Genomic DNA, 23,809 nt, shown 5'->3' on the forward strand with positions numbered 1-23,809 from the left:
CGGCCGGTCGGGTGGCGCCCATTGTAGGGCGCGCGCCCTCAGCGCCCGAGGGGCGGCGGGGCGCGGGCACAATGCCGGCCATGCCCTCACCGCTCTTTGCATGCCAGCACCTCGTCAAGCGTTTTGGCGGGCACACCGTCGTCAACGACCTGTGTTTTGCCATCGACCCGGGCGAGTGCCTGGGCGTGATCGGACCCAACGGCGCGGGCAAGACCACCACCATCCGCATGTGCCTGGGCCTGACCGCGCCCGACGAAGGCCGAGTGAGCGCCTTCGGTCTCGACATGCCGCGCGATGCGCTCGCGATCAAGGCCCGGCTGGGTGTGGTGAGCCAGATGGACACGCTGGACCCCGACTTCAGTTGCGCCGAAAACCTGCTGGTCTATGGCCGCTACTTCGGCATGAGAGACCGCGACATCCGCGCCCGCATCCCGCAGCTGCTGGAGTTCGCCGCGCTGACCCACAAGGCCGACGCCAAACCGGGCGAACTCTCTGGCGGCATGAAGCGGCGGCTGTCGCTGGCGCGAGCACTGGTCAACGACCCGCAGCTCCTGCTGCTCGACGAACCCACCACCGGCCTGGACCCGCAGGCCCGCCACCTGATGTGGGAGCGCCTGCAGATGCTGCTGCAGCAAGGCAAGAGCATCCTGCTGACCACGCACTTCATGGACGAGGCCGAGCGCCTGTGTTCGCGCCTGCTGGTGCTGGACCACGGCCGCAAGATCGCCGAAGGCCGCCCGCGTGAACTGATCGCACAGCACCTGGAGCCCGATGTGGTGGAGGTCTACGGCAACGGCGCGACCGCGCTGGCGCAGGCGGACGCACACGCCGGCTTGCGGGCGATGGCCGCGCGCGTGGAGGTGAGCGGCGAAACCGTGTTTTTCTACACAGCCCAGGCTCAGCCACTGCTGGCGGCGTTGGGCGCACACCACGAACTGCGCACCCTGCACCGGCCCGCGAACCTGGAAGACCTGTTTTTGAAGCTCACCGGACGCCAGATCCGGGAAGAAGGATGAACACGATGACCTCCTCCCACTGGGCGTTACCCCGGCTGTCCCTGCGCTGGTGGCCCGTGTTCCAGCGCAACTTCCTGGTCTGGAAAAAACTCGCCGTGCCCAGCCTGGTCGGCAACATCGCCGAACCGCTGATGTGGCTGGTGGCGTTCGGTTACGGCATGGGCGCACTGGTGGGACAGGTGAACGTCGCCACACCCGAAGGCAGCACGGCCGTGCCCTACATCCTGTTCCTGGCCAGCGGCAGCATCTGCATGAGCGCGATGAACGCGGCGAGCTTCGAGGCGCTGTACTCGGCGTTCTCGCGCATGCACGTGCAGAAAACCTGGGACGGCATCCTGAACGCGCCGGTGCGGCTGGACGACGTGGTGCTGGCCGAAATGTTGTGGGCCGCCTTCAAGGCGCTGTTCACCGTGGTGGCGATCATGGGCGTGATGCTCGCCCTGGGCATCAGCCACAGCCCCAAGCTGCTGCTGGCCCTGCCGGTGCTGCTGTTCGCCGGCATCACCTTCTCGTGCATCGCGCTGGTGTTCAACGCGCTGGCGCAGGGTTACGACTTCTTCACCTACTACTTCACGCTCTTCCTGACCCCGATGATGTTCCTCTCCGGGGTCTTCTTCCCGCGTGAACAGCTGCCGGCGGTGGTGCGCGTGATCTCGGACTGGCTGCCCCTCACCAACGCGGTGGCCCTCGTTCGACCCCTGTTCATGGACCAGTGGCCCGAGAGGCCTTGGTTGCACCTGGCGGTGCTGGCGGTCTATGCGGTGGCGGCCTTCTGGCTGGCACTGGCACTCACGAGGAAGCGCTTCGCCAAATAGAAACAATACAAATCAACCTCACCGGAGCACGTGTCCCAGCCGTGAACGCGGCGGAGCTGGCTCTGCCAGGCCGCTCGCGTTGCCCCCTTGAGGGGGTCGCGCGCAGCGCGGCGGGGGTGTGTCCTCAGTGCACTGCGTGCAACGCAGGCTGCGCGTCCACCCAGCTCTCGATGCCGCTGTCCATGAATTCTTCGTTGTCGATCACGGCGTCGAACTGGGTCAGCAACACGCGGTCCAGACCATGGGTCTTGGGAATCAGGGGCTTGTCCAGAGGGCGGCAGATGCGGTGGCGCAGGCCACGCAGGTTCATGCTGCCTTCCATGGCGCTGATCACGGCTTCCGGATCAAGCATGAGGACGAAGGGGTTGAGGCGGCTGTGGATCGAGTTCATGGCGGTGTCCTGGAGAAAAGCGGGGTGAAAACAACTTGTTTGTCGATGTGTCAAACTGTATTCATCCTGTTTCAAGACGTTAAGTCGGCGCACCCCCATTCAGCGTGTAGGAAGTTGCCTGACAAGACCTGAGAAGGCCGGAAAACACCCTGCTGTTTTCCCCCGTTCCTGCGCCGGCAGGAACGCGTCCGCCGCCCGCCTCAGGCCCGCAGGGCCTCGACCGCGGCCGCCACCACCCCCTGCACGCTGCCGCTCGCTCCGTAACACTTTCGAAGGAAGCTGGCGTGGTTGCCATCGCGCGCAGCAGTACGTTCGATTTCATCGAGCGCGGCCTGGGCGTTGAGGGCGTCGGCGTGTGGACCGAGCACGCGCAGGGTGGCCAGGATGTCTTCGCGGATGCTGATCTGCTCGCGGGTTTTGGGGTTGACCATCATGCCGTCGAGGCCGAAACGGCAGGCCTGGAACCGGTTGTAGGTGTACACAAGGTAGTCGTCTTCTTCGGGCGCGGGCTCCTCGCGCTGTAACAGGTGGCGGCACAGACTCTGCAGGTAACAGGCCAGCCCGGCGGCGCGTTCCACGGTCAGCGGCGTGTCGCACACCCGCAACTCGATGGTGCCGTACTCGGGCTTGGGCCGAATGTCCCAGTAGAAGTCCTTCATGGACTTGACCACGCCCGTGCTCTCCATCTTGGTGAAGTACACGTTGGCGAACTCGTCCCAGCTCAAGGTGAACGGCGCGCGGCCGCTCAAGGGAAAGGCGAACACCGAGTTGAGCCGCGCCGAATCGAACAGCGTGTCCACGCCCTGCGAGAACGGCGACGAGGCCGAGAGCGCAATGAAGTGCGGCACGTAGCGGTTGAGCGAGTGCAGCAGGAACAGCGCCTCGTCGGGCGAGCTGCAGCCCACGTGCACATGCTGCCCGAACACGGTGAACTGCTTGGCGAGGTAGCCGTACAGGCCCGACAGCTCCTGGAAGCGCGGCTTGGAGAAGATGCGCTGCTCGAACCAGCGCTGGAACGGGTGGGTGCCGCCACCCGCGATGGCGATGTTGAGGCGGTCGCCCGCGTGCACCAGGGTGTCGCGGATCTCGCGCAACTGGCCCAGCAGGGGGCCGTGTTCGGTCTGCACGTCGGTGGCGATCTCGATCATGCTCTGCGTCATCTCGGGCGTGACCACGCCGGGGAAGGGCTTGCGTCGCAGCAGCTCCAGCAGGTCGTTGGCGCTGCTGGAGAGGTCCATGTCGTAGGTGTTGACGAGCTGCAGCTCCAGCTCCACGCCGAGGGTGAGCGATTTCGAGGCTTTGAAGGTTTCGAGCGGCATCGCTTATTCCTGTGTCACGTGCGTTTCGGCCGCGGCATTGAGGGCGCGCTGGGTCACCAGCGGTCCGAACAGTTCCTGCACCAGCATCATGAAGGCCAGCGCGGTGAGCACCTGCTGCGCCGGCTCGAAGCCGTAGAGGCGGCTCTGTTCCAGCAGCAGGATGGCGAAGGCCGACATGGGCGTGAGCGCCAGGCCGGTGAGCAGGCCCTTGCGCTCGGTGCTGCCCGAGAGCCGCGCCGCCGCCACGTTGCACAGCACCTTGGAGGCCGTGCGCACAACAATCAGCGCCAGCCCCAGCAGCACGCCGCCGCCCACGTCGCTCCAGTCCAGCAGCGCGGCGATGTAGACGAACAGGAACAGCGTGAGCAGGTCACCCGCGGTGCCGAAGCCGCGTTGCGCGTTGGTCAGGTGCACCCGGCGTTCGCGCGCCACGATGCCGAAGGTGAGCGCGGCCAGCAGCGGCGAGAGCTTGAACCCGTAGGCCATGGTGGTGAGCAGCACCACGGCGAGCGCAAACACCAGGGTCACGTCGCGCTCCTGGATGCGCTGCGCGCGCAGCAGCGCCGGCATGGCCATGCCGAGCAGCGCGCCGACCGCGACCGAGGTCACCAGCACGTGCACGCTGCCAAACGCGGCCATCACCAGGTCGCCGGAGGTCGACAGGTGCCAGTAGCCCACCACCAGCTTGAGCGCGAGCACCGCGACCAGGCAGTTGATGGCGCAGAGGTGCAACACGCGCTCGGTCACCTGGCCCGCGCTGCGCAACTCGTTGGCCACGCGAAGGATGCCGGCGGGCGAAGCCGACACCGACAGCGCCGCGACGATGAGCCGGGTGTCGGTGGACAACGCGAAGAACCCCGAGGCCAGGTAGACCACGCTGAAGGTCACCACCGACTCCACCAGACCGAGCGCGAGCACCCAGGGGTTGTGGCGGAACCAGCGCAGGTGGATGCGGTAGCCCAGCTCGAACAGGATGAGCGAGAGCGCCACGTTCGCGAGAAACGGCAGGCCGGGCACCGCGTCCGTCAGACCCGGCAGGTTGATCAGGCTGGCCAGCAGGCCGACCGTCACGTAGCTGCTCACACGCGGGATGCGCGCGGCCTCGTGAAGGCGTTCACCCAGGAACCAGGCCACCAGCAGCACCAGGGGCCAGGCCATGGACTGCAACAGAAAAGACACATCAGACACCATGAGACAACACTTGGAAACGGGACCGCGTCCCGGAGCGACTGTGTAACACCTGCAGCGCAGGCAGCTTGTAACAAGACGAAAGGACCTAGGGTTTGTCCAGAAGTTCAAACCGCTGTTCCAGCAGCCGCGCGTCATCGAAGTGCCGCCGGCCCACAAAGGCCGTGGGATGGCGACCCCATTGCCGCATCGCGCCCGGGCTCGCGATGCCCATCGGCCAGAACAGCGCACGTTCGCCCCGTTCGGTGCCGGGCATGATGCCATGGGACCAGAAGGCGCTGCGCCGGCCGCCGTCCGGCGTGGGCAGGCTGCGCAAGCCGTCTTCGTCGGTCAGCGTGTAGGGCACCGCGTCCACGCGGACGGAGCCGCCCCCATCGGGTTGCGCCCCGACGACCTGGTGGTCGGCCGACGACAGGCGCACGCGCAGACGCTGCCCGGCGGCCATCGCCGGCAGGGTCGCGGGCACAAAGGCCCACTCCGTGCGCGCCTCGGGCGGGGGCTTCAGGGCCATGGACGGCGTGGGCACGAACAGGTGGTAGCAGCCACAGCCATGGATGCTGTCGAGCATCAGCACGCGGCCATCGCCGGACAGCGTGAGGCGCAGCACCACGGCGTCGATCCGCCCGGCCAGCAGGTCCAGTCCCGACCGGGCGGGCCGCTCGCTGAACCAGACGCTGTAGACCAGCTGCATCAGGGTCTGGTCGCCGTGACGGGTGTGGGCGATGCGCTGGTAGACCACCGGTTCGCGGGTGTTCACGTCGGGCGCGGGGCCCTGGGTCCAGCGCAGCGCTCCAGGGCGATCGAAGTCCCCGCGGGTCTCGATGTCCAGCACCGGGGCATGGGCCTGCAAGAGACGCTGTGCGGTGGCCTCGTCGGGCTGCGGAATGCCGAGGGCGTCCCGAGGCACGGCGCGAACCAGCGCCCCGACCTCGGCCGCGCCCAGCGGCGACGCCGTGTTCTGGTAACGCACCCAGCCCGGCATCGGGTCGGGCACCGCCGCCAGCGCCGCCCAACGCGCCTGCCAGTGCCGTTGCTCGCGCTCGACGCCGCCGAAGAACGGCCGCCGGCTCAAGGGGTACAGCCCGAGGGTGCGCATCAGCGCGCTGTAGTCGTCGGGCACGCGGGCGGTGGCCTGGAGCCGCTCGCGTTGAGTGGCATCGGCCGAAGTCGCGGCCCACAAGCGCGCGCCGCAGTCGCGCACGCGGGCCTTCGCCGCGGCCGGGTCGGGCACCGCCAGCGAAGCCATCACCCAGGGCGGCAGGTGGTCGATTTCCAGGGCGCGTGCCTGGGCATCCAGCGCGAGCAAGCCCGCCCCCCAGTCCCGCCACCGCGCGTCGCCGTGCCCGGCCTCGTCGCGGAACGACGCCAGCAGGCGGTCCACCCGCAGGAAACGGAAACCCGGCACGGGGGCCGCACCACCGTCACGCACCGCCTGCGCGTCCACATGCCCGTCCAGCCGCTCCAGCCAGCGCCGGCATTCGGCGACGGCGACGGGCTCCACGGGCGCACGGGCCGGGGTCGCACAGGCGCCCAGGATCAGGAGCAGAGCCACACCGACCACGGCCCGAATGGGGCGGGCAAGGAGGTACGAAAGCGACATCACGGCATGGTAACGGCCCGTTACGCAACGCTCCCGTCCCGTGAGAACCACCCCACGGCCAGCGTTACCATGCACCATGCCCTACATCCCACGCTCCTCCCTGGCGCTCGCACTGGTGCTCGTCACCGGCGGCGCCCACGCCCAATCAACACCCGCCCCGGCTGCGCCGGCCTCCGCGTCCGCACCCGCGCCCTCCAGCCCTGCGAAAAAAGAACTCGTGCAGCGCGTGCTCAAGCTCCAGCAAAGTGGCATCGAGCGATTGGCCACGGCCATGACCGAAGAACCGGCGGTGGTGCTGGTTGAGCGCGCGTCGATGATGATCGCGGCCAACGTGCCCAAGGAGCGCCAGGAAGCCATCTCCAAGGAGATCCAGGCCGACGTGCAGAAGTACCTCAAAGACACCGTTCCGCAGGTGCGCAAGAGCGCCCAGCAGCTCGCCCCATCGACCATCGGCGCGGTGCTGGAGAGCAAGTTCAGTGAAGAAGAGCTGCGTCAGGTCGTGGCCGTCATGGAGTCACCGGCCTACGCCAAGTACCAGCAACTCAGCGGCGAGATGCAGCAGACCCTGCAGGCCAAGCTGGTGGACGACACCCGCGCCACCGTCGAGCCCCGGGTGCAAGCCCTGGAAAAGACGCTCGGCGACCGCCTCAGGGTAGCCACGCAGGCCTCAGCCCCCGCCACCAAACCGGCGGCGCCGGCCAAGCCCGCCAAGTGAAGCGAAAAGGTCCGCGTTGACGGCCCGTCGATATCTGTTTTCCATGGCGCCGGAGCACCTTCCCGGAGCGTGAGGCGGTGCCACCCAGGGCACCGCCGGGCCGGCTGTGCCGGACGGCCAGTGCGCCTTGCAGGCCGCAGCTTCGCCAGAGGCGAGGCTTCTTCGGGCCGTCCAAGCCTGCGCAGGCAGGCTCGGAGCCGCGGCCCTCAGCCCCCTGGAGGGGGTCGCGCGCAGCGCGGCGGGGGTGGGTCAAACCCCGAAGCGTTCGCTCAGCGGCTGCAAGCCCAGTTCATCAAGGATCTGGCCCAGGCGCTCAAGGGAGCGTTCACGCTGGGCGCGGGGCGCCTCGTTGCGGCGCGCCAGGATCAGTTCGTTCTTCATCGAGTGCTCCCAGCCCACCAGCTCGGTCACGGTCACGCTGTAGCCGTGGGCTTCGAGCTGCAGGCAGCGCAGCACGTTGGTGATCTGGCTGCCGAACTCGCGCGTGTGCAGCGGGTGGCGCCACAGTTCGGCCAGCGGCGTGCGCGACAGCGAGAGCGCCTTGTGCTGCCGCATCACCGACGCGACCTCGGCCTGGCAGCACGGCACCAGCACCATGAAGCGCGCCTGCCGCGCCAGCCCGAAAGCAATGGCGTCGTCGGTGGCCGTGTCGCAGGCGTGCAGCGCGGTCACCACGTCGATCTGCGCGGGCAGCTCGGGGTGGTTGAGCGCCTGTTGCACCGTCGTGGCCAGAAAGGCCATGCGGTCAAACCCCAGCCGCGCCGCCAGCGCCTTCGATTTCTCGACCAGCTCGGCGCGGGTCTCCACACCCACGACGCGGCCCACCGGCTTCGCTTTGAAAAACAGGTCGTACAGGATGAAGCCCAGGTACGACTTGCCCGCGCCGTGGTCGGCCAGGGTCACGTCACCGCGCTCCTTCAGCACCTCGGCCAGCAGCGGCTCGATGAACTGCACCAGGTGGTAGACCTGCTTGAGCTTGCGCCGCGTGTCCTGGTTGAGCTTGCCCTCGCGGGTGAGGATGTGCAGCTCCTTGAGCAGTTCGACGGACTGGCCTTCGCGCAGTTCGGGCAGTTGCTCCTGCAGGGTTTTGGGCGGCTGGTGGGGGGCCTTGGTGGTTTTCACGGACGGGTCTTTTCGGATGGTTGTGTGGCGGTGTGCGCGGGTCCGTTCAGCCGCTGATCGAGGGCCTGCACCTGCTCGCGCAGCGCACGGATTTCGCGCATGAGTTCGTGTTCGATCTGGCGCTCTTCGGTGTGGACCTCGTCCTCCACCTCCTGCTCCACGAAGATCGCCGCCAGCGACGCAGTGACCAGCGACAGCACCGCCAGACCCAGCAACACCATCAGCGCGGCGAACACGCGACCGGCCTGGGTGTGCGGCACCACGTCGCCGTAGCCCACGGTGGCGGCGGTCGTGAAGGCCAGCCAGAGGCCGTCCTGCAGGGTGATCACCTGCGGCTCCAGCATCCAGAAACCGACACCGCCGAACAGCATGATGACCAGGCACAACGCCAGCGAGTACCACAGGCCTCGGCGCATGATGTGCCGACGGCGTTGTCTTGAACGTGTCATCGTTGGATTCTGGCACGCCCCAAGGCGACAATGCCCCTCATGCACTCCCCAGAACCGTCGGCAGCCACCCACCCCTACACCGCCCTCACACCCGATGTGGTGCAGGACGCGCTGGGCCACATCGGCCTGTGGGGCGACGGCCGGCTGGCCGCACTCAACAGCTTTGAAAACCGGGTCTACCAGATCCACCTCGAATCCCCGTTCGACGGCCACGCCCAGGTGGTGGCCAAGTTCTACCGCCCCGGGCGCTGGAGCGACGCGCAGATCGCAGAAGAACACGGCTTCGCCGCCGAGCTGGTGGCGGCCGAAATCCCGGCCGTGCCGCCGCTGGCGGTGAACGGACAGACGCTGCACCACTTCGGCGGGTTCGCGTTCGCCGTGAGCCCACGCCGCGGCGGGCGGCGGCCCGAGCTGGACGACTTCGAGGTGCTGGAGTGGATCGGCCGTTTTCTGGCGCGCATCCACAGCGTGGGCGCGGCTCGCCCCTTCGTGGCCCGCCCGGCGCTGGACGTGGCCGGCTTCGGCCACGAGCCGCGCGACTGGTTGATCGAACACCGCATGGTCTCTCCCGAGGTGCAGACCGCCTGGTCCGCCGCGCTGGCCGAAGCGCTGGCGCTGATCGACGCCCACCCGGTGCTGCGAGCCCATCCGCCGGCCGATGAAGACGGCATCCAGTGCATCCGCCTGCACGGCGACTGTCACCCCGGCAACATCCTCTGGACGCCCGAGGGCCAGCCCGGCGCCGGCCCGCATTTTGTGGACCTGGACGACGCTCGCACCGGCCCGGCTGTGCAGGACCTCTGGATGCTGCTCTCTGGCGACCGGCGCCAGCAGAACCAGCAGCTCGGCGCGCTGGTCGACGGCTACGAACAGTTCCGCCCGTTCGACCGGCGCGAGCTGGCCTTGATCGAACCGCTGCGCACGCTGCGCCTGATCCACTACAGCGCCTGGATCGCGCGGCGCTGGGAAGACCCGGCCTTCCCGATCAACTTCCCCTGGTTCGGCAGCCGCGACTACTGGCAGGGCCAGGTGGACATGCTGGTGGAGCAGATCGAGGAAATGCAGAACCCGCCGCTGGTGGCTTGAGGGGCATCCACCCCCGCGCCGGGCTGCGCCCGTCACCCCCTCAAGGGGGCAACGCGAGTGGCCCGGCAAAGCCGGTTCCACCGCGTTCTGGGCAAGACATCGCGATCGACATTGACCACGCTTGTTTAAAGGTTTTCATCAATTCAATTGCACACAATTCAATTGACAGCTACAGTTCACCCCATGGTCACGCAAAACACCCCTCGGAACACCTTGTCGGACCAGGCCCTGCGCCTGGACAACCAGCTCTGTTTCGCGCTGTATTCGGCCTCGCTGGCCATGACCAAGCTCTACAAACCGCTGCTCGAAGACCTGGGTCTGACCTACCCGCAGTACCTGGCGCTCCTGGTGCTGTGGGAACAGGATGGTTTGACCGTGTCCGAGCTGGGCGCTCGCCTGAGCCTCGACTCCGGCACCCTCACCCCCCTGCTCAAGCGCATGGAGGCCGCCGGCCTGGTGTCGCGGCTGCGCGATGCGGCCGACGAACGCCGCGTGCTGATCCGCCTCACCGCCGAGGGCCGCCAGCTCAAGGCCCGTGCGCGCCGCATCCCGGGCTGCGTGCTGGAAGCCTCGCAGTGCGATCTTGCCGAGATCACGGCACTCACCCGCCAGGTGCAGGTGCTGCGCGACCGGCTCACCGCCTGACCCCCCCTTTTTTCACCCCGCTTCACCGAAGCAACCAACCACCAAGGAACCACCATGGCATCCCTCGACAAAGTCCTCTACACCGCCCGCACCCACACCACCGGGGGCCGCGACGGCGCGTCCAAGTCCGACGACGGCCGCCTGGCCGTGACCCACACGCCCCCCGGCGCGCCCGGCACCGGCACCAACCCCGAGCAGCTGTTCGCCGCCGGTTATTCCGCCTGTTTCATCGGCGCCATCAAGGCCGTGGCCGGCAAGATGAAGCTGGCCGTGCCCGCCGACGTGGCGGTGGACGCCGAGGTGGACCTGGGCCCCGTGGGCCAGGCCTACGGCATCGCCGCGCGCCTGACGGTGCACCTGCCCGGCATGGACCGCACCCAGGCCCAGTCGCTGGTGGACGCTGCCCACCAGGTCTGCCCCTACTCCAACGCCACGCGCGGCAACATCGACGTGACGATCACGCTCGCCTGATTTCGCGAACACCATGAAAAGAGGCCCTTCCCGGGCAACCGGGAAGGGCCTCTGTCATTCAGGCAAGGTCTGCAGCGTTGAGCAATGCAGCCAAGAGGCACCGCCGGGCCGGCTTTGCCGGACGGCCAGTGCCGCCCCCCTTGGGGGGGGACGCGAAGCGGCGCGGGGGGTGTTTCCTGCTATCCGCGTTTCTGGATCGTGTTGGCCAGGTGGCGCTCGCGGAAGCGGCGCATCGCGCGGAACAGGATGGGCGGTGTGTAGTCCTGCGAAATCTTCCAGCGCAGGCCCCCGATCTTTTCGTTGGGACGCTCGGCGAAGATCGTCGTGTGTGCCCCGTTGACCTCGGCCTCGGGTCGCCCGTTGGTGTAATAGAACAAGGCCAGCGACTTGCGGGAGTCACCCTCGGGGCAGGTGAGCGGATCGGGGTGGCCGTGGAAGGTGTTGCTGGTCGGCGAGAAGATGGCCAGGCGGTTGAAGACGGGCAGGATCTTGGCGCCGCAGTAGGTGACCTCGCGGTCCCACAGCTCCAGGCTGCCGCCGTACTCTTCCTTCCAGTCCTTGTTCATGTAGAAGATGACGTTGATGCGGCGGTCCAGGAAGTTGGCATCGTGTTTGTTGAAGTCTGCGTGCAACTTCAGCAGGCCACCGCGCGGTGTCTGGTGCAGACCGCCCCCGCGCATGCTCGGGTCGGCGATCATGTTGTCGATGCCGGTGACCTTCTCCAGGAAGCGAAGGAACGGGGCGGAATTGAACTGGTACAGCATCTGCCGGGTGACCGGCCCGAACTTGGTTTCGTCCACGCACACCAGCTTGCGCTCGGCAGGCCGGTTGTAGTTGTGCCACTGAATCTCCTGCGCCTTGGGAAACTCCTGCCACATCGCCTCGGCGATGTCCGGCGGCAGGAAGTTGTCGAACGCCATGTGGTTGAAAGGGGTGCCCAGCTTGTACTGGGCCTCACCCTCCAGGGCGAGTTGCGCGTAGCGCGGGTCATCGAACACAAACCGGTTGGCCAGATCTTTCAGTTCCACCAGGGACTCCTTGGACACGGGGCCGAACGCCGGCCCCTTCACAAAAAAGTCCTGAAACGATGGCCAGCGGCAGGATCAGCCCGGCAGCTCCTGCGACTTGCGGGACTGCAGGTGACGCCCCAGCACGCCCACCAGCACGGTGAGCCCATCCCCCAGCAGCGTGGTGAGACGCATGCTGACGGCCAGCCCGGTCGCCACCGCACCGCCGGTGAGCGGAGACAACAACACCACCATCATGGCCTCACGGACACCCAGGCCACCGGGTGCACCCGGCACCACATAACCGACCACCCAGGCACTGCTGAACAGCAGGGTGATGCTGAACCAATCGACATCAGGACGCGCGAAAAACACTTCAGCCTGCAATTTCAGCACGTACCCCAGGATCATGAAATTGACCAGGATCAACAGGGACACAAGTAACGATGTCCGCAGACGCGGCAGGCGCAGCAGCTGGCCGCCACCGATCTTCATGCTGAGCTTGGGCAGCACGGTGTTGAGCACCTTGATGCCCAGCCAGGGCAGCACCAGCGCCAGCGGCAGCAGCCAGGCCGCCTGCGCGGTGAAGCCCGGGCTGACCGCCTGCACCGTGTTCAGGTCCCAGAGCACCCAGGTGGACAACAAGGCCAGCGACAGGCTGATGATCAGGTTCCAGATGCCCTCGAACACCGCCGTGCCCACCGCCACGCCGACGGGAATGCCGGTGGATTTCGCCAGCACGCCGCGCCCCAGGAACTGCCCGACGTTGCCCGGCAGGTACTTGCCCAGCTGGGAGATGAAAAACACCTGGACCGCGAGCCGCGTGGGCACGCGGTGCCCCTGGTCGGACATCAGCAACCGCCAGACGTGGGTGCCGAAGAAGTGGGTGAGCACCACGCTGCAGATGCTCAGGATGGCCACCGCCACGGTCTTGGGATTGAAGGCGATCGGTGGCAGCTGTTCGACGTGCTTCTTGAACGCCAGCAGGAAATAGGCGAAGGAGACCAGGACGGCTGCGTACATCAGCCACTTGAACAGGGTCTTGGCGTGCTTCATGAGATCGGTTGTCGAGGGAGCGGGATCACCCGGAGCGGCACCCGCCGGTCAGCGGGGCGCCGGGTGCAGGCGCCGCGAATGCGGTGTGCTCGGCGTGGCGCGGGAAGGCCCGAGTGTACCGACCCCACCACGGACAGCCCCTTGACGCAGGGCAAACGCCGGTCGACGTCAGGCGGTGCGCCCGAGCCGCTCCATCGCGTCGGCCAGCCAGTCCGGCGGCAAAGCCACGGGCCCGGTGAGGCTCACGCGCCAGCCGCCCGGCTCCGCCGCCACCTCGGCGGCGCTCCCGCACCAGAGCAGCCACGCGAACCAGGCGCAGGCCGGCGCCGGTGCCGCCTCGCCCGCGGGCGCGGCCAGCAACGCGGTCAGACCCGCCGCGTCCGGCAGGTGCACGGCCCCGCCCCGGACCGCGCCGCCCAGCGCCTGCGCCAGCACCGTCAGCGCCTGGTCGTCGTCCGCGCGGGCGCCCCACTGCTGCATCCGGTGGCGCAGATGGGTGGCGATGCCCGCGCCGCGCCGCGCTTCGGCCTGCAGCAGGTCGGCGTGGTCCCAGCGGTTCCAGTCCACCGCGGGTTCGATCCCGCCCACCACCAGGGCCGCGCGGGCAAAACCGGCCACGGCGGCCTCATGGGCCGTCTCGTGCACGGCGGCGGCGATCGTCAGCAGCGAGCCCAGCCGGCTGCCCAGCAGGCGGGACTGCTGCGCGAGCAGCTTGTCGCGCACGAGCCCGTCGCGCTCGCTGCGCAGCTCGGCCAGTTCCATGGCGTTCTTGAGGTCGGTACGCAGGCTCTCCAGCTCCCAGGGCTTGGCGATGTAGCGGTAAATCTCGCCGGTGTTGATGGCGTCGATGGCCTCGCCCAGCTCGGAGTAGGCGGTGGTCAGCATGCGCACGATGTTCGGGTAATGCTGGCGCGCATGGCGCAGCAGCTCGTTGCCGCGCTCACCCGGCATGCGCTGGTCACACACCAGCACCGCGATGTCGGCGTGGTGCGCGCTGAGCACCGCGCGGCCTTCTTCGACCGAATTCGCCGTGAGCACGGGCGCCAGCGGTCCCACCAGGCGCTCGAAATACTTCAATGCAATCGGTTCATCGTCAACGTAGAGGATTTTGGTGGGTGTCATGTCGGTTCCTCGTCTGGGTGTTCTTGGATAGGGGGAAAGTACAGACTGACCACGGTGCCGCCATCCGGGCCCGACCGGACCTCGATCGTGCCGCCCATCGAGGTCATCACCCGCTGGCAAAACACCAGGCCCATGCCGCTGCCGCCGCTGGTCGCGCGGGTGGTCACCGGTTCGTGGGTCAGGCGCCGCAACACCTCGGGGGCGATCCCGGGGCCGTTGTCGATCACCCGGATCACCGATTGCGGGGGTAGGCCCGGGGCGGGCGCCCCCAGTTCGAGCAGCAGGTGGACGCGGGGCTGCCCGGGTGGCGCAGCCCGTAGGGCCATCAGCGCGTTCTTCACCAGCGTGCAGATCACGAGATACAACAGATCGCGCCGCCCCGGCAGCGTGAAATCGCGCGCCAGATCGCAGCCGAGCCACACGGACTCCCCCTCCTCGAAGGGGTACTCGTCCAGCACCGCCTGCACCAGGTCGCTGGCCCGCAAGCTGGCCGAACTGTCGGCATGGTAGGCGTCACGGGCGGTTTGCACAAACGAGGACACCAGCGACTGGGCGTAGTCCGACCGGCGCAGCGCGGCCTCCAGCATGGCCTTGACTTCACCCGGACGGCGCTGGCCGATGCAGGCCACCTCGGGCTTGCAACCGATCGCATCCAGGTGCCGGTCGCGCATCGCGGTGAGGTAACCGCTCACGGTCGCCAGCGGTGTCGTCACTTCGTGGGCCAGAAACCCCAGGGTCTCGCGCAAGGTGGCCTCGCGGCGCTCGATGAGCGCCTTGTCGCGCGCCCGCTCGCGGCTGTTGGCCAGCGCGCTGCGCAGGGCCTGGCGCGTGATCGTTTCGTCCAGCGGCTTCTCCAGGATGGCCTCCACATGCCCCTGGTTGACCGCGGCCATGGCCACGTCCTTGTCGGCGCAAGCTGACACCAGGAGGCGCGACACGTGGGGGTGTTCGCGCCGTGCGGTGCTCAGCAGCGCCACGCCGTCCTGGCCCGGCATGCTGTAGTCGGTCAGCAGCACCGCCACCTCGTGCCCACGTTGTGCCAGCAGGTCGAGCGCCTGCGCGACCCCGCCGGCCGTGAGCACGACAAACTCGTCGCCGTACTGTCTCGCGAACCACTTGAGGGCCATGGGCTCGTCATCGACCAGCAGGATGGCGTGGGCGTCCAGCGCGGAGGGCTTTGCACCCGGGGTGTCGGACATCATGTGGACGGCCTCGGCAGATCAAAGGTGAACTCGGTCCATTCACCCCACACGCTGTCCACGGCCAGGGTTCCGCCGTGGCGCTGCACGATGCCGTAGCTCACGCTCAGCCCCAGGCCCAGTCCGGCACCGACATCGCGGGTGGTGAAAAACGGCTCGAACACCCGCCCGATGTGGGCCGGATCGATGCCCGGCCCGTTGTCTCGCACCGAAACCGCCAGCCGCTCGCCCTGCTGCTGGACGCGCACCACGATCTTCGCCCCCAGGCGCTGCACCGCCTGCAACGCGTGCGCCGCGTTGCTCAGCAGGTTGATCAGCACTCCGATGATGGCCGGCTCGTCGCCCAGCACGTGGGTGTCCTGTGGCAGGTCCACCGTGACCTCGATGCCCTTGAGTTCGTAGCCCGCGAGCCGCAGCGCCGAGCGCACCGCGTTCTCCAGCAGGAACGGGCGCTGGCTGTCTTCCCCGGGTTTCTGGTAGGCGAAGGTCTTGAGGTCGGAGACGATGTTCTGCACCCGGGTCATGCCTTCGAGCGCGTCGTCCAGGCTCTCCTTGAGCATGGGGTCGGTCTTGGCCGCGGGCACCATCAGGCCCATGTTGATCGCCATCAGGCTGTAGTTGACCGGGTTGTTCAGCTCGTGCAGCAGGCCGGCGGAGAGCGTGCCGATGGCGGCCATCTTTTCGCGCTGCAGCAACTGGCCCTTGACTTCGGCCAGGGTGCGGTTGGTTTCCTTCAACCGCTCGTTCTGCTCCGCCACCTGCTCCCGGAGGGCAAACAGGCGCAGGCGGCTCAACTCGGCAAAGTAGGTGCAGCCCACGCAGATGATGGCCGAGAAGGCCGTGAACAGCAGGTGCGCGACGAACTGGCCCGTGGTGACGATGCCGCCCGCGTGCCAGAAGCAGGCCACGGCATAGATGAGGCAGGTGAACACCCCGAACGCCAGCCCTTCGAGGTAGCTGATGGGCACGATCATGCCCACGGCGTACAGCGCCAGATGAAGCCCCACGAAGTAGATGGACGCCGCCCCTTCGGTCTGGGCGATCATCCAGGCGATCATGACCTGCGGCAGGACCAGCCACAGCAGGGTCAGCATGCGCACATGGCGCCGCCCGAACTCGCCCTGGATGACCCAGAGGATCAGCAGGGTCGCCACCGCCACCAGCGCACGCACCAGCAGAAACACGGTCGCCTGCTCGGGATAGATCGCCATGTCCAGCCCGATGCCCGCCAGCACCAGCACGGCCGAGGTGACGCAGCCGGTCTTGCTGAACGCCAGCCGCACGTCCTGCACCGCCGCACCCAGTGACTGAACGGAGGCGTCGGTCATCAGGCCGTGACGCGCTCAAGCGCTGGGACGAGGAAGGACGCGAACACGTTCACGCCGGTGGCGTCGGTGAAGATCTTCTCGTCGCTGCGCCGGCTCGGAAGCACCCCCTGAAGGCGGGCCTCATCGCGGTAGATCAGGTACCACTCCAGCACATGCTCCATCACCCCGCGCTGCGAGTTGCTGGCGTGCACGTTGGTCACCAGCACCTGGCCGCCCGGCAGGGTTCTGGCGTGCAGGTACTCCAGCAGGCGGCTGCAGACCTTGTCCGACAGGTAGTCGAACAGACCGGCGCAGTAGGCAAAGTCGTAGGCCTCGCTCGCCTCCGTGGCGTCGGCCCGGGTGGCCCGCTTGAGCAGGTTGTGCACCGAGTCGTTGACCAGCTGGAACTGCACCGGCTTGCCCAGCTGGCGCCCCACCTCCAGCATCTTGGCGCGGGTGTGCTCCAGGGTCACTTCGCTGAAATCCAGCAGCGTGAAGTGCACGCTGTCCGGGTCGCCGCCGCCCAGCAGGAAGCGCTCGACCTCCACCGCCGGCCCGCAACCGATGTTCAGGATGCGCACCGGCCGGCCCAGGGTCCGCGCCCGGGCGCTGACTTGCTTCAAATGGTCCACCAGGATGTCGATGCGGTTGCGATGCGCCTGGGCCACAGCGGACTGCAGGAACAAGGCGTTGATCATCTGGAAGTAGGTGGTGGCCCCTTGCTGGGGGTCTGACAGGATCTGGTTCACCATCTCGTAGTCACCGGCATAGCCCAGTGGCTTGGCAAACGTGCGGTACACGAAAGGCGCGCGCAGCAGCAGGGGGTGCAGGGAGGCCTGGGCGAAACTGCGGTAGGTGGCCAGGTCTTCCTCGGGCACATCCTGGGTTTCGGCCTCCAGCGCGGCGAAATAACCGGCCGCCGCCGCCATCACCGGCGACGCGATTTCCTGGAACACCGCCGGCGACACGCGGCCGTCAGCGTCCCTCGGCAGGGCACTGGAAAAATCGGCGTGGTCGGTCCACCGGGACACCTCCGTGAGATAGGCGCGGATCTCGCTCACCGCCACCAGGTAGCCCCGCTTGATCTTGAAGCGCCCGAACCAGTCCTCCACGAACCGCTGGGCCTGCTGGCCCACACTGCCCGAGTCGCCCCGGGCCATGCTCAGATCGGACCACTCGTCGATCAGGGCCAGCGACACCACGGCCATCAGCCCGGTGTTGAGCAGGCTCACCACCACCGCCTTGCCCTTGTAGATGCTGCGGTCGCCCGAGCGGATGTTCAGCTCGGTGAGCACCTCGCTGACCTGGACGATGGAGTAGGGGTTGTAGACCTCCATCGCCAGCGAGCGCCGCTGCAGGCTCGTCAGGGTTCCGCGTGCAACCTCACCCTGGCTGTTGCGGAAAGTGACGACGGGGTCGAATGGACGCTGGAGTTGCACGGCGGAGTTGCTATCAATAAGGGAGAGGCCGAGCAATGCATCGACCGTAAACAAAGAGCCCGAGCGCCAGTGTAGTCATCTGCGGCCGATGGCGTCCGGATCGACTGCCGATCCGCCGCACCCACCCCCTTTAGGCGAAAGAGCCCGACCGGGATTTCACCGGCCGGGCTCTCTGTGCCCCCCGCAAAGGGGCTGTTGCGGCGGCTTTGCGCCGCCGCGCCGTTCACACCAGCAGGGCATTCACCCGCTTGACATACTCGGCAGGGTTTTCCGGCAGGCCGCCTTCGGCCAGCAGGGCCTGGTCAAACAGGATGTGGGCCAGGTCGTCGAAGTGGGCGCTGCCCTCCAGCTTCTTCACCAGCGGGTGCTCGGCGTTCACCTCCAGGATGGGCTTGCTGGCCGGCGCCTGCTGGCCGGCGGCCTTGAGCATGCGAGCCAGCTGGTTGGAGAGGTCACCCTCGCCCACCACCAGGCAGGCCGCGGAATCGACCAGGCGCGTGGTCACGCGCACGTCCTGCGCCTTGTCCTTGAGCGCCTCCTTGAGCTTGTCGAGCATGGGCTTGAAGCTCTCGGCGGCGGCTTCGGCGGCCTTCTTCTCTTCTTCGTCCTGCAAGGTGCCCAGATCCACCGCGCCCTTGGCCACGCTCTGCAGCGGCGTGCCGTCGAAGTCGTGCAGGTGCGACACCGCCCACTCGTCCACGCGGTCGGCCATCAGCAGCACCTCGATGCCCTTCTTCTTGAACACTTCGAGCTGGGGGCTGTTCTTGGCGGCGGCGATGCTGTCGGCCGTGATGTAGTAGATCGCGGCCTGGCCTTCCTTCATGCGCGCCTTGTAGTCCGCCAGGCTCACGCTCACCGCGTCGCTGGTGGTGGAGGCAAAGCGCAGCAGCCTGGCGATCTTCTCGCGGTTGGCGAAATCTTCGCCCAGGCCTTCTTTCAACACGGCGCCGAACTCGGCGTAGAAGGCCGAGTACTTGCCGGCGTCCTTCTCGGCCGCGGCCTTCTCGTCGTCGCTCAGCACGTCGGTCACGCCGTCCGCGCCCTCTTCGGCCTTCGGCGCCACGTCCTTCTTCGCCAGGTCTTCCAGCATGGCCAGCACGCGGCGCGTGTTGCCTTCGCGGATCGCCTTCACGTCGCGGCTTTCCTGCAGCAGCTCGCGGCTCACGTTGAGCGGCAGATCGGCCGAATCGACCACGCCCTTGACCCAGCGCAGGTACGAGGGCATCAGCGCCTCGGCCTCGTCCATGATGAACACGCGGCGCACGTAGAGCTTGATGCCGGCCTTGCGGTCGCGGTTCCACAGGTCCATCGGCGCCTTGGCCGGGATGTAGAGCAGCTGCGTGTACTCGGTGCTGCCTTCCACCCGGTTGTGGCTCCAGGCCAGCGGGGCCTCCTGGTCGTAGCTGATGTTCTTGTAGAAATCGGCGTACTGCTCGTCGGAAATGTCCTTCTTGCTGCGCGCCCACAGCGCGTTGGCCGAGTTGGCGGCTTCCCACTCGTCCTGCGTCACGTACTCGCTCTTCTCGGCGTCCCACGCTTCCTTCTGCATCAGGATCGGCAGGCTGATGTGGTCGGAGTACTTGGTGATGAGCGACTTGAGCTTCCAGTGGCTCAGGTACTCGCCCGCGTCGTCGCGCAGGTGCAGGGTGATGGTGGTGCCGCGCGCGGCGCGCTCGATGGTCTCCACCTCGAACTCGCCCGTGCCGCCGCTGGTCCAGCGCACGCCCTCGGCCGCCGGCAGGCCGGCGCGGCGCGACTCGACCGTGATCTTGTCGGCCACGATGAAGCCCGAATAGAAGCCCACGCCGAACTGGCCGATCAGCTGCGCGTCCTTCTTCTGGTCACCGCTCAGGTGGCTCATGAAGTCCTTGGTGCCGCTCTTGGCGATGGTGCCCAGGTGCTCCACCGCTTCGGCCTGGCTCATGCCGATGCCGTTGTCGGTGATGGTGATGGTCTTCGCTTCCTTGTCGAAAGCCACGCGCACGTCGAGGTTGGGCGCGTCTTCGAACAGCGCGGCGTTGTTCAGGCCTTCAAAGCGCAGCTTGTCGCAGGCGTCAGACGCGTTGGACACCAGCTCGCGCAGGAAGATCTCGGGGTTGGAATACAGCGAATGGGTGACGAGGTGCAGCAGCTGCGCCACCTCGGCCTGGAAAGACAGGGTTTGTTTGCTCATGATTTCAGTTGGCTGGAAAACGACAGACCGGCGCACACCGGATCGAATAGCGCGTGGCGCGGACCGGCATTCTGGCACCGGACCGCAGATCCGCTCACCAGATGGCGGTGGCCGGGCCCGTTTCAAGAGGCGGCCAGCAGCCTGGGCAGCCTTTCCCCGAGCAGGTCCAGCACCACCCGGGTCTTCAAGGGCAGGCGCCGGCTGTGCGGCCACAGCAGGTGCATGGGGAAGCCGAACGGCTCCGGCTCGTCAAACACCTGCAGCAATTGCCCCGAGGCCACGTCCGGCGCCACCAGCCATTTCGGCAGACGCACCAGCCCCAGCCCCGCCACGCCCGCGGCGCACATGGCCTCGAGGCTGTCGAACACCAACGCCGGCGCGGGAATGGGCAGCGTGTCTTCAGCCCGTTCGCCTTGGCCGAACTGCCACAGCTTGGCGGCCCCGTCGCGACCATAGGCGATGAAGCGGTGCGCAGGGCATTGCGCGCGCAGGTCGGCCAGGCCTGCGGGCCTGCCTCGGGTGGCCAGGTAGGCCGGCGCGGCATACAACCCCATCCACTGGTGTCCGACGGACCGGGCCGACAGCACCGCGCTGTCGGGCAGCTCGCCACTGCGCAACGCCACGTCCACCCCGTCTTCCACCAAGTCCACACGCCGGTCGTTCAGCGACACCTCCAGCACCAGCTCGGGGTGCTGCTGCGCCAGCTCCAGCAGCAAGGGCACCACACACCGGCGCCCCACCACGTCGGGCAACGACACGCGCACGCGCCCGGTGGGCACCAGCCGGCCCGCATCGATCTCCTGCCGCGCGGCCTCCAGTTCCTGCAGTGCGCGGCGGCAGCGTTCGTAACAGGCAGCACCCTCGTCGGTCAGGCTCTGGCTGCGGGTGGTGCGGTGGAACAGCCGCACACCCAGGCGCGACTCCATCACCGAAATGCTCTTGGCCACCGCCGAGCGGGTGATGTGCAGGCGCTGCGCCGCTTGCGCAAAGCTGCCGGCCTCCACCGCCGCCACGAACTCTTCCACGCCCCTGAAACTTTCGCTCATTGACAACCCCAAATCAACAATGTGTTGAAAATTATCCACCACACAGCAATCTTTGGAACCAATAGCATCGGTCGCTGGTTTCAACCCTTCAAGCAACACACCATGACGGACGCACCCAACACCCTTTCCCGCTGGCAACTCAGCGCCTATGGCCGCCAGCACCTCAGCCACGTCGAGGCCCCCATGCCCACCCCGGGGCCGGGCCAAATCCTGGTGCAGGTGGCCGCCGCTTCGCTCAACTACCGCGATCTGCTGATGATTCACAACGGCATGGGCACGCCCTTCACCGCCCCCTGGACGCCCGGCTCCGACATGGCCGGCCGCGTGCTCGCCGTGGGCGACGGCGTCAAGCGCTGGCAAGCCGGCGACGCAGTGATCAGCAGCTTCTACGCTGGCTGGATCGACGGCAAACCTTCGCCCGAGGTCTTTCCCCTGGGCGGACCCGGCCCCGGCATGTTGGCATCCCACGTGCTACTGGACGCGCAATGGGTCGCGGCCGCGCCCACCACGCTGAGCCCTGCGCAGGCCAGCACCCTGCCCTGTGCGGCCCTGACCGCCTGGTTTGCCCTGATCGAACAGGGCGGGCTGCGCGCCGGCCAGACCGTGCTGATCCACGGCACCGGCGGCGTCGCGCTGTTCGGCCTGCAACTGGCACGCTTGCACGGCGCGCGCACGGTGGTGGTCTCGGGCGACGCCAGCAAACGCGAGCAGGTGCTGGCGATGGGTGCCACCCATGCCCTGGCGCGGGATGGCGACTGGGTCGCCGAGCTGCACCAACTGACCCAGGGCCACGGCGCGGACCACGTGCTGGAACTGGTGGGCGGCGCCAACGTGGAGCGTTCGGTGCAAGCCCTGGCGGCAGGCGGACGGCTGTCGGTCATTGGCGTGCTGGACGGCGACCGCATCGGCACGTCCGCCTACCCGCTGATTCGCCACCGGACCGTGCTGCAAGGCATCAACGTGGGGCACCGCCGTGCCCTGGAGGATCTGGTGCGCGCCATCGACGTGAACGGGCTCACGCCCACCGTGGCCGCCACCTACAAGGCCAGCGAGCTGACCGCCGCGCTGGACCACCTGGCCCGAGGCGCTTTCGGCAAGATCGTGGTCACGTTCTGACGCAGGGAGCCCGAGCGCCGGGGCTTTGGGCCACACCCCGCCCGGCGAACGCTCAGGCCGTGGGTGCCAGCCAGTGCAGGAGCTGCTGCGCCACCACCGGGCTGGAGAGCAGCTCCAGGTGGCCGGTGCGGTAGACGATGTGCTGGCTGTCCTTCGCAAACACCAGCCGGCGCGCGGGCTCGTCGTGCTGGCCCAGCGCGCTGCGGAGCGGCACCAGGCCATCGCCCATCAACCGGTCGGCCAGCAGTCCGCGCTGACCGACCAGCGAGGCCGCCACGGTGAAACAGGCCACGCCCTCGGGCAGCGGCAGCGGCACGCGGTGGTCGTCGGGCGAATCGAACTGGTCACGGCTCTGCCAGTCCACATCCTGAACATGGCCGTGGCGCAGGTCGGTGATGCCCGCGCTGCGGATGCGGCCCAGCCGGGCGAACGGCGCCGTGTGCGGCGAGGACGCCAGCAGCAGGTCCACCCCGTGGCCCGCGCGCTCCAGCGGCGCGCCGTGGTGCGGCGTGCCCAGAAACACCAGCTCGCGCAGCAGCCCCGGCCAGCGCTGGCCCGCCTCGCGCGCCACCTGCACGGCCGAACGCGCCACCAGCCCGCCCATGCTGTGGCCCACGATCGTGATGCGCTCCAGCGGCACCGGCCAGGCCGCCACCAGCCGGTCCATCAACGCGGCCAGTTCACGGCCGTTGACGGAGGTGTGCAGGCCGGAGTTGTAGCGCAGGTAGACCGGCGTGCAGCCGAGTGCCCGTGCGAGGAATTGGCCATGGTCATGCCCACTGCGGCGCCATTGCGTGTCGCTCATGCACAGGCCATGCGCCAGCAAGAGCAGGTGCGAACCCGTCGCCGTGCCGAGCGATGCGGCCAGCGCATCGGCCTCGCCCAGCGACAGCGTCGCGCCATCGAAGCGCAGCTCCATCGGCTGCGCCAGCGGGTTGCCCATGGCCAGCAGCTTGTCGCCCAGCACGCCGTTCAGCGCCGCCAGCACCGCCTCACGCGCGGGCGAAGCCTCGGGGTGCTTGGCAGGGTCGTCCAGCAGCGGCAGCAACAGGCCCAGCACGGTGTCCGTGCCGCGGCCCACCAGCCGGGTCACACCGCGCACAGCCTGGTACACCTGCCCGGTCAGTCCACCGGCCTGCTCAGCGGAAGCCCCGTTCGACATTCCCAGCCGCCGCCGCACCGACTGATGCACCCCCTCGGTGATGTTGATGGCGCCCTGCGTCGCCTGCAGGATCAGCTGCGCCACGGCCTTCAGGTCCGATGGGCGCACATGGCGCAACACGGCGTGTTGGGGGGTGGTGGGTGGGGTGGGAGCGGTCATGGGGCATTGTGGCGGTGGCCATGGAGCGACGGTAGACACGCCTCACCAATGGTGCCAAGGGTTAGAAACTCGCAAAAACACGACCACGGCGTCCCCCGAAGGCGGCCTCGTGCCTGTCAGTCGGAAACGGCTCCGGCCATGAAGCCAGATCAGCAATACGCCCTTGGACTGGGCCGAGACTCATTGGAAGTCCGTATCAAATGACC

General features: G+C 67.8%; 22 protein-coding genes. 7 read left to right on the forward strand and 15 right to left on the reverse strand.

From position 1 onward, the window contains the following. The first annotated feature begins 71 nt into the window (after positions 1 to 71). Together IM738_RS18795 and IM738_RS18800 are read left to right on the forward strand one after the other, a co-directional pair. Positions 72 to 1,016: an ATP-binding cassette domain-containing protein gene (locus IM738_RS18795; RefSeq protein WP_236962570.1), complete on the forward strand. Its 945-nt coding sequence runs from the start codon at positions 72 to 74 to the stop codon at positions 1,014 to 1,016. Continuing rightward, the gene (locus IM738_RS18800; RefSeq protein WP_236962571.1) at positions 1,013 to 1,831 is read left to right on the forward strand and encodes an ABC transporter permease; all 819 of its coding nucleotides are present in this window, start codon (positions 1,013 to 1,015) and stop codon (positions 1,829 to 1,831) included. Before IM738_RS18795 ends, IM738_RS18800 begins: the two co-directional genes overlap by 4 nt. Positions 1,832 to 1,955: 124 nt before the next feature. On the opposite strand, the gene IM738_RS18805 is transcribed toward IM738_RS18800, so the two are convergent. The 4 genes from IM738_RS18805 to IM738_RS18820 all read right to left on the reverse strand — a co-directional run bounded on the left by IM738_RS18805 (position 1,956) and on the right by IM738_RS18820 (position 6,329). Continuing rightward, positions 1,956 to 2,222 carry a hypothetical protein gene (locus tag IM738_RS18805; RefSeq protein WP_236962572.1) on the reverse strand — a complete coding sequence of 89 codons (267 nt, stop codon included), beginning with the start codon at positions 2,220 to 2,222 and terminating at the stop codon, positions 1,956 to 1,958. Between the two features lie 200 nt (positions 2,223 to 2,422). Then, the gene (locus tag IM738_RS18810; protein WP_236962573.1) at positions 2,423 to 3,541 is read right to left on the reverse strand and encodes a YbdK family carboxylate-amine ligase; all 1,119 of its coding nucleotides are present in this window, start codon (positions 3,539 to 3,541) and stop codon (positions 2,423 to 2,425) included. Between the two features lie 3 nt (positions 3,542 to 3,544). After that, positions 3,545 to 4,720, reverse strand: coding sequence for a cation:proton antiporter (locus tag IM738_RS18815; RefSeq protein ID WP_236962574.1), 1,176 nt, complete (start codon positions 4,718 to 4,720; stop codon positions 3,545 to 3,547). A gap of 97 nt (positions 4,721 to 4,817) precedes the next feature. Continuing rightward, complete coding sequence (locus IM738_RS18820; RefSeq protein WP_236962575.1) at positions 4,818 to 6,329, reverse strand: hypothetical protein; 1,512 nt, start codon at positions 6,327 to 6,329, stop codon at positions 4,818 to 4,820. 76 nt (positions 6,330 to 6,405) lie between these two features. Between IM738_RS18820 and IM738_RS18825 the strand changes: the two genes are divergently transcribed. Next, positions 6,406 to 7,044 carry a hypothetical protein gene (locus tag IM738_RS18825; RefSeq protein WP_236962576.1) on the forward strand — a complete coding sequence of 213 codons (639 nt, stop codon included), beginning with the start codon at positions 6,406 to 6,408 and terminating at the stop codon, positions 7,042 to 7,044. Positions 7,045 to 7,293: 249 nt separating this feature from the next. Here IM738_RS18825 and IM738_RS18830 read toward each other — a convergent pair whose 3' ends face one another. Then, entirely contained in the window at positions 7,294 to 8,166 is an 873-nt protein-coding gene (locus tag IM738_RS18830; protein ID WP_236962577.1) for a class I SAM-dependent methyltransferase, read from the reverse strand. Next, positions 8,163 to 8,615 carry an ion channel gene (locus tag IM738_RS18835; RefSeq protein ID WP_236962578.1) on the reverse strand — a complete coding sequence of 151 codons (453 nt, stop codon included), beginning with the start codon at positions 8,613 to 8,615 and terminating at the stop codon, positions 8,163 to 8,165. The genes IM738_RS18830 and IM738_RS18835 overlap by 4 nt, the downstream gene beginning before the upstream one ends. 30 nt (positions 8,616 to 8,645) lie before the next feature. Here IM738_RS18835 and IM738_RS18840 point away from each other — a divergent pair, with 30 nt between their 5' ends. The 3 genes from IM738_RS18840 to IM738_RS18850 all read left to right on the forward strand — a co-directional run bounded on the left by IM738_RS18840 (position 8,646) and on the right by IM738_RS18850 (position 10,817). Beyond that, positions 8,646 to 9,701, forward strand: a complete 1,056-nt coding sequence (locus IM738_RS18840) for a serine/threonine protein kinase (RefSeq protein WP_442908446.1) — start codon at positions 8,646 to 8,648, stop codon at positions 9,699 to 9,701. 183 nt (positions 9,702 to 9,884) lie between these two features. Next, positions 9,885 to 10,346 (forward strand): MarR family winged helix-turn-helix transcriptional regulator, encoded by a 462-nt coding sequence (locus IM738_RS18845; RefSeq protein ID WP_236962580.1) that lies wholly within the window; start codon positions 9,885 to 9,887, stop codon positions 10,344 to 10,346. Between the two features lie 54 nt (positions 10,347 to 10,400). Beyond that, complete coding sequence (locus IM738_RS18850) at positions 10,401 to 10,817, forward strand: organic hydroperoxide resistance protein (protein WP_236962581.1); 417 nt, start codon at positions 10,401 to 10,403, stop codon at positions 10,815 to 10,817. 179 nt (positions 10,818 to 10,996) lie between these two features. On the opposite strand, the gene IM738_RS18855 is transcribed toward IM738_RS18850, so the two are convergent. The 8 genes from IM738_RS18855 to IM738_RS18890 form a co-directional block, all read right to left on the reverse strand. After that, positions 10,997 to 11,845: a 2OG-Fe(II) oxygenase gene (locus IM738_RS18855; RefSeq protein WP_236962582.1), complete on the reverse strand. Its 849-nt coding sequence runs from the start codon at positions 11,843 to 11,845 to the stop codon at positions 10,997 to 10,999. Between the two features lie 75 nt (positions 11,846 to 11,920). Continuing rightward, positions 11,921 to 12,880 carry a lysylphosphatidylglycerol synthase domain-containing protein gene (locus IM738_RS18860; RefSeq protein WP_236962583.1) on the reverse strand — a complete coding sequence of 320 codons (960 nt, stop codon included), beginning with the start codon at positions 12,878 to 12,880 and terminating at the stop codon, positions 11,921 to 11,923. Between the two features lie 168 nt (positions 12,881 to 13,048). Beyond that, positions 13,049 to 14,002: a response regulator gene (locus IM738_RS18865; protein WP_236962584.1), complete on the reverse strand. Its 954-nt coding sequence runs from the start codon at positions 14,000 to 14,002 to the stop codon at positions 13,049 to 13,051. Continuing rightward, entirely contained in the window at positions 13,999 to 15,204 is a 1,206-nt protein-coding gene (locus IM738_RS18870; RefSeq protein WP_236962585.1) for a hybrid sensor histidine kinase/response regulator, read from the reverse strand. Before IM738_RS18870 ends, IM738_RS18865 begins: the two co-directional genes overlap by 4 nt. Next, positions 15,201 to 16,529 carry a sensor histidine kinase gene (locus tag IM738_RS18875; protein ID WP_236962586.1) on the reverse strand — a complete coding sequence of 443 codons (1,329 nt, stop codon included), beginning with the start codon at positions 16,527 to 16,529 and terminating at the stop codon, positions 15,201 to 15,203. The genes IM738_RS18870 and IM738_RS18875 overlap by 4 nt, the downstream gene beginning before the upstream one ends. Further along, positions 16,529 to 17,947 carry a class I SAM-dependent methyltransferase gene (locus tag IM738_RS18880; RefSeq protein ID WP_236962587.1) on the reverse strand — a complete coding sequence of 473 codons (1,419 nt, stop codon included), beginning with the start codon at positions 17,945 to 17,947 and terminating at the stop codon, positions 16,529 to 16,531. The genes IM738_RS18875 and IM738_RS18880 overlap by 1 nt, the downstream gene beginning before the upstream one ends. A gap of 223 nt (positions 17,948 to 18,170) precedes the next feature. Next, positions 18,171 to 20,120 carry a molecular chaperone HtpG gene (htpG, locus tag IM738_RS18885; protein ID WP_236962588.1) on the reverse strand — a complete coding sequence of 650 codons (1,950 nt, stop codon included), beginning with the start codon at positions 20,118 to 20,120 and terminating at the stop codon, positions 18,171 to 18,173. Positions 20,121 to 20,242: 122 nt separating this feature from the next. Continuing rightward, positions 20,243 to 21,166 carry a LysR family transcriptional regulator gene (locus IM738_RS18890; RefSeq protein WP_236962589.1) on the reverse strand — a complete coding sequence of 308 codons (924 nt, stop codon included), beginning with the start codon at positions 21,164 to 21,166 and terminating at the stop codon, positions 20,243 to 20,245. A gap of 102 nt (positions 21,167 to 21,268) precedes the next feature. Here IM738_RS18890 and IM738_RS18895 point away from each other — a divergent pair, with 102 nt between their 5' ends. Next, positions 21,269 to 22,282, forward strand: a complete 1,014-nt coding sequence (locus IM738_RS18895; protein ID WP_236962590.1) for a zinc-dependent alcohol dehydrogenase family protein — start codon at positions 21,269 to 21,271, stop codon at positions 22,280 to 22,282. 52 nt (positions 22,283 to 22,334) lie between these two features. Here the strand turns inward: IM738_RS18895 and IM738_RS18900 are convergent, their stop codons facing one another. Continuing rightward, complete coding sequence (locus IM738_RS18900) at positions 22,335 to 23,603, reverse strand: esterase/lipase family protein (protein WP_236962591.1); 1,269 nt, start codon at positions 23,601 to 23,603, stop codon at positions 22,335 to 22,337. Between the last annotated feature and the right edge of the window lie 206 nt (positions 23,604 to 23,809).

It is taken from the genome of Hydrogenophaga sp. SL48 (genome assembly GCF_021729865.1).
GTDB lineage: Bacteria > Pseudomonadota > Gammaproteobacteria > Burkholderiales > Burkholderiaceae_C > Hydrogenophaga.

Coding starts and splice junctions, on each gene's coding strand:
- IM738_RS18825 (WP_236962576.1), top strand. CDS start 6,406: ATGCCCTACATCCCACGCTCCTCCCTGGCGCTCGCACTGGTGCTCGTC.
- htpG (WP_236962588.1), bottom strand. CDS start 20,120: ATGAGCAAACAAACCCTGTCTTTCCAGGCCGAGGTGGCGCAGCTGCTG.
- IM738_RS18835 (WP_236962578.1), bottom strand. CDS start 8,615: ATGACACGTTCAAGACAACGCCGTCGGCACATCATGCGCCGAGGCCTG.
- IM738_RS18810 (WP_236962573.1), bottom strand. CDS start 3,541: ATGCCGCTCGAAACCTTCAAAGCCTCGAAATCGCTCACCCTCGGCGTG.
- IM738_RS18900 (WP_236962591.1), bottom strand. CDS start 23,603: ATGACCGCTCCCACCCCACCCACCACCCCCCAACACGCCGTGTTGCGC.
- IM738_RS18870 (WP_236962585.1), bottom strand. CDS start 15,204: ATGATGTCCGACACCCCGGGTGCAAAGCCCTCCGCGCTGGACGCCCAC.
- IM738_RS18845 (WP_236962580.1), top strand. CDS start 9,885: ATGGTCACGCAAAACACCCCTCGGAACACCTTGTCGGACCAGGCCCTG.
- IM738_RS18800 (WP_236962571.1), top strand. CDS start 1,013: ATGAACACGATGACCTCCTCCCACTGGGCGTTACCCCGGCTGTCCCTG.
- IM738_RS18795 (WP_236962570.1), top strand. CDS start 72: ATGCCGGCCATGCCCTCACCGCTCTTTGCATGCCAGCACCTCGTCAAG.
- IM738_RS18860 (WP_236962583.1), bottom strand. CDS start 12,880: ATGAAGCACGCCAAGACCCTGTTCAAGTGGCTGATGTACGCAGCCGTC.
- IM738_RS18875 (WP_236962586.1), bottom strand. CDS start 16,529: ATGACCGACGCCTCCGTTCAGTCACTGGGTGCGGCGGTGCAGGACGTG.
- IM738_RS18865 (WP_236962584.1), bottom strand. CDS start 14,002: ATGACACCCACCAAAATCCTCTACGTTGACGATGAACCGATTGCATTG.
- IM738_RS18820 (WP_236962575.1), bottom strand. CDS start 6,329: ATGTCGCTTTCGTACCTCCTTGCCCGCCCCATTCGGGCCGTGGTCGGT.
- IM738_RS18850 (WP_236962581.1), top strand. CDS start 10,401: ATGGCATCCCTCGACAAAGTCCTCTACACCGCCCGCACCCACACCACC.
- IM738_RS18890 (WP_236962589.1), bottom strand. CDS start 21,166: ATGAGCGAAAGTTTCAGGGGCGTGGAAGAGTTCGTGGCGGCGGTGGAG.
- IM738_RS18840 (WP_442908446.1), top strand. CDS start 8,646: ATGCCCCTCATGCACTCCCCAGAACCGTCGGCAGCCACCCACCCCTAC.
- IM738_RS18895 (WP_236962590.1), top strand. CDS start 21,269: ATGACGGACGCACCCAACACCCTTTCCCGCTGGCAACTCAGCGCCTAT.
- IM738_RS18805 (WP_236962572.1), bottom strand. CDS start 2,222: ATGAACTCGATCCACAGCCGCCTCAACCCCTTCGTCCTCATGCTTGAT.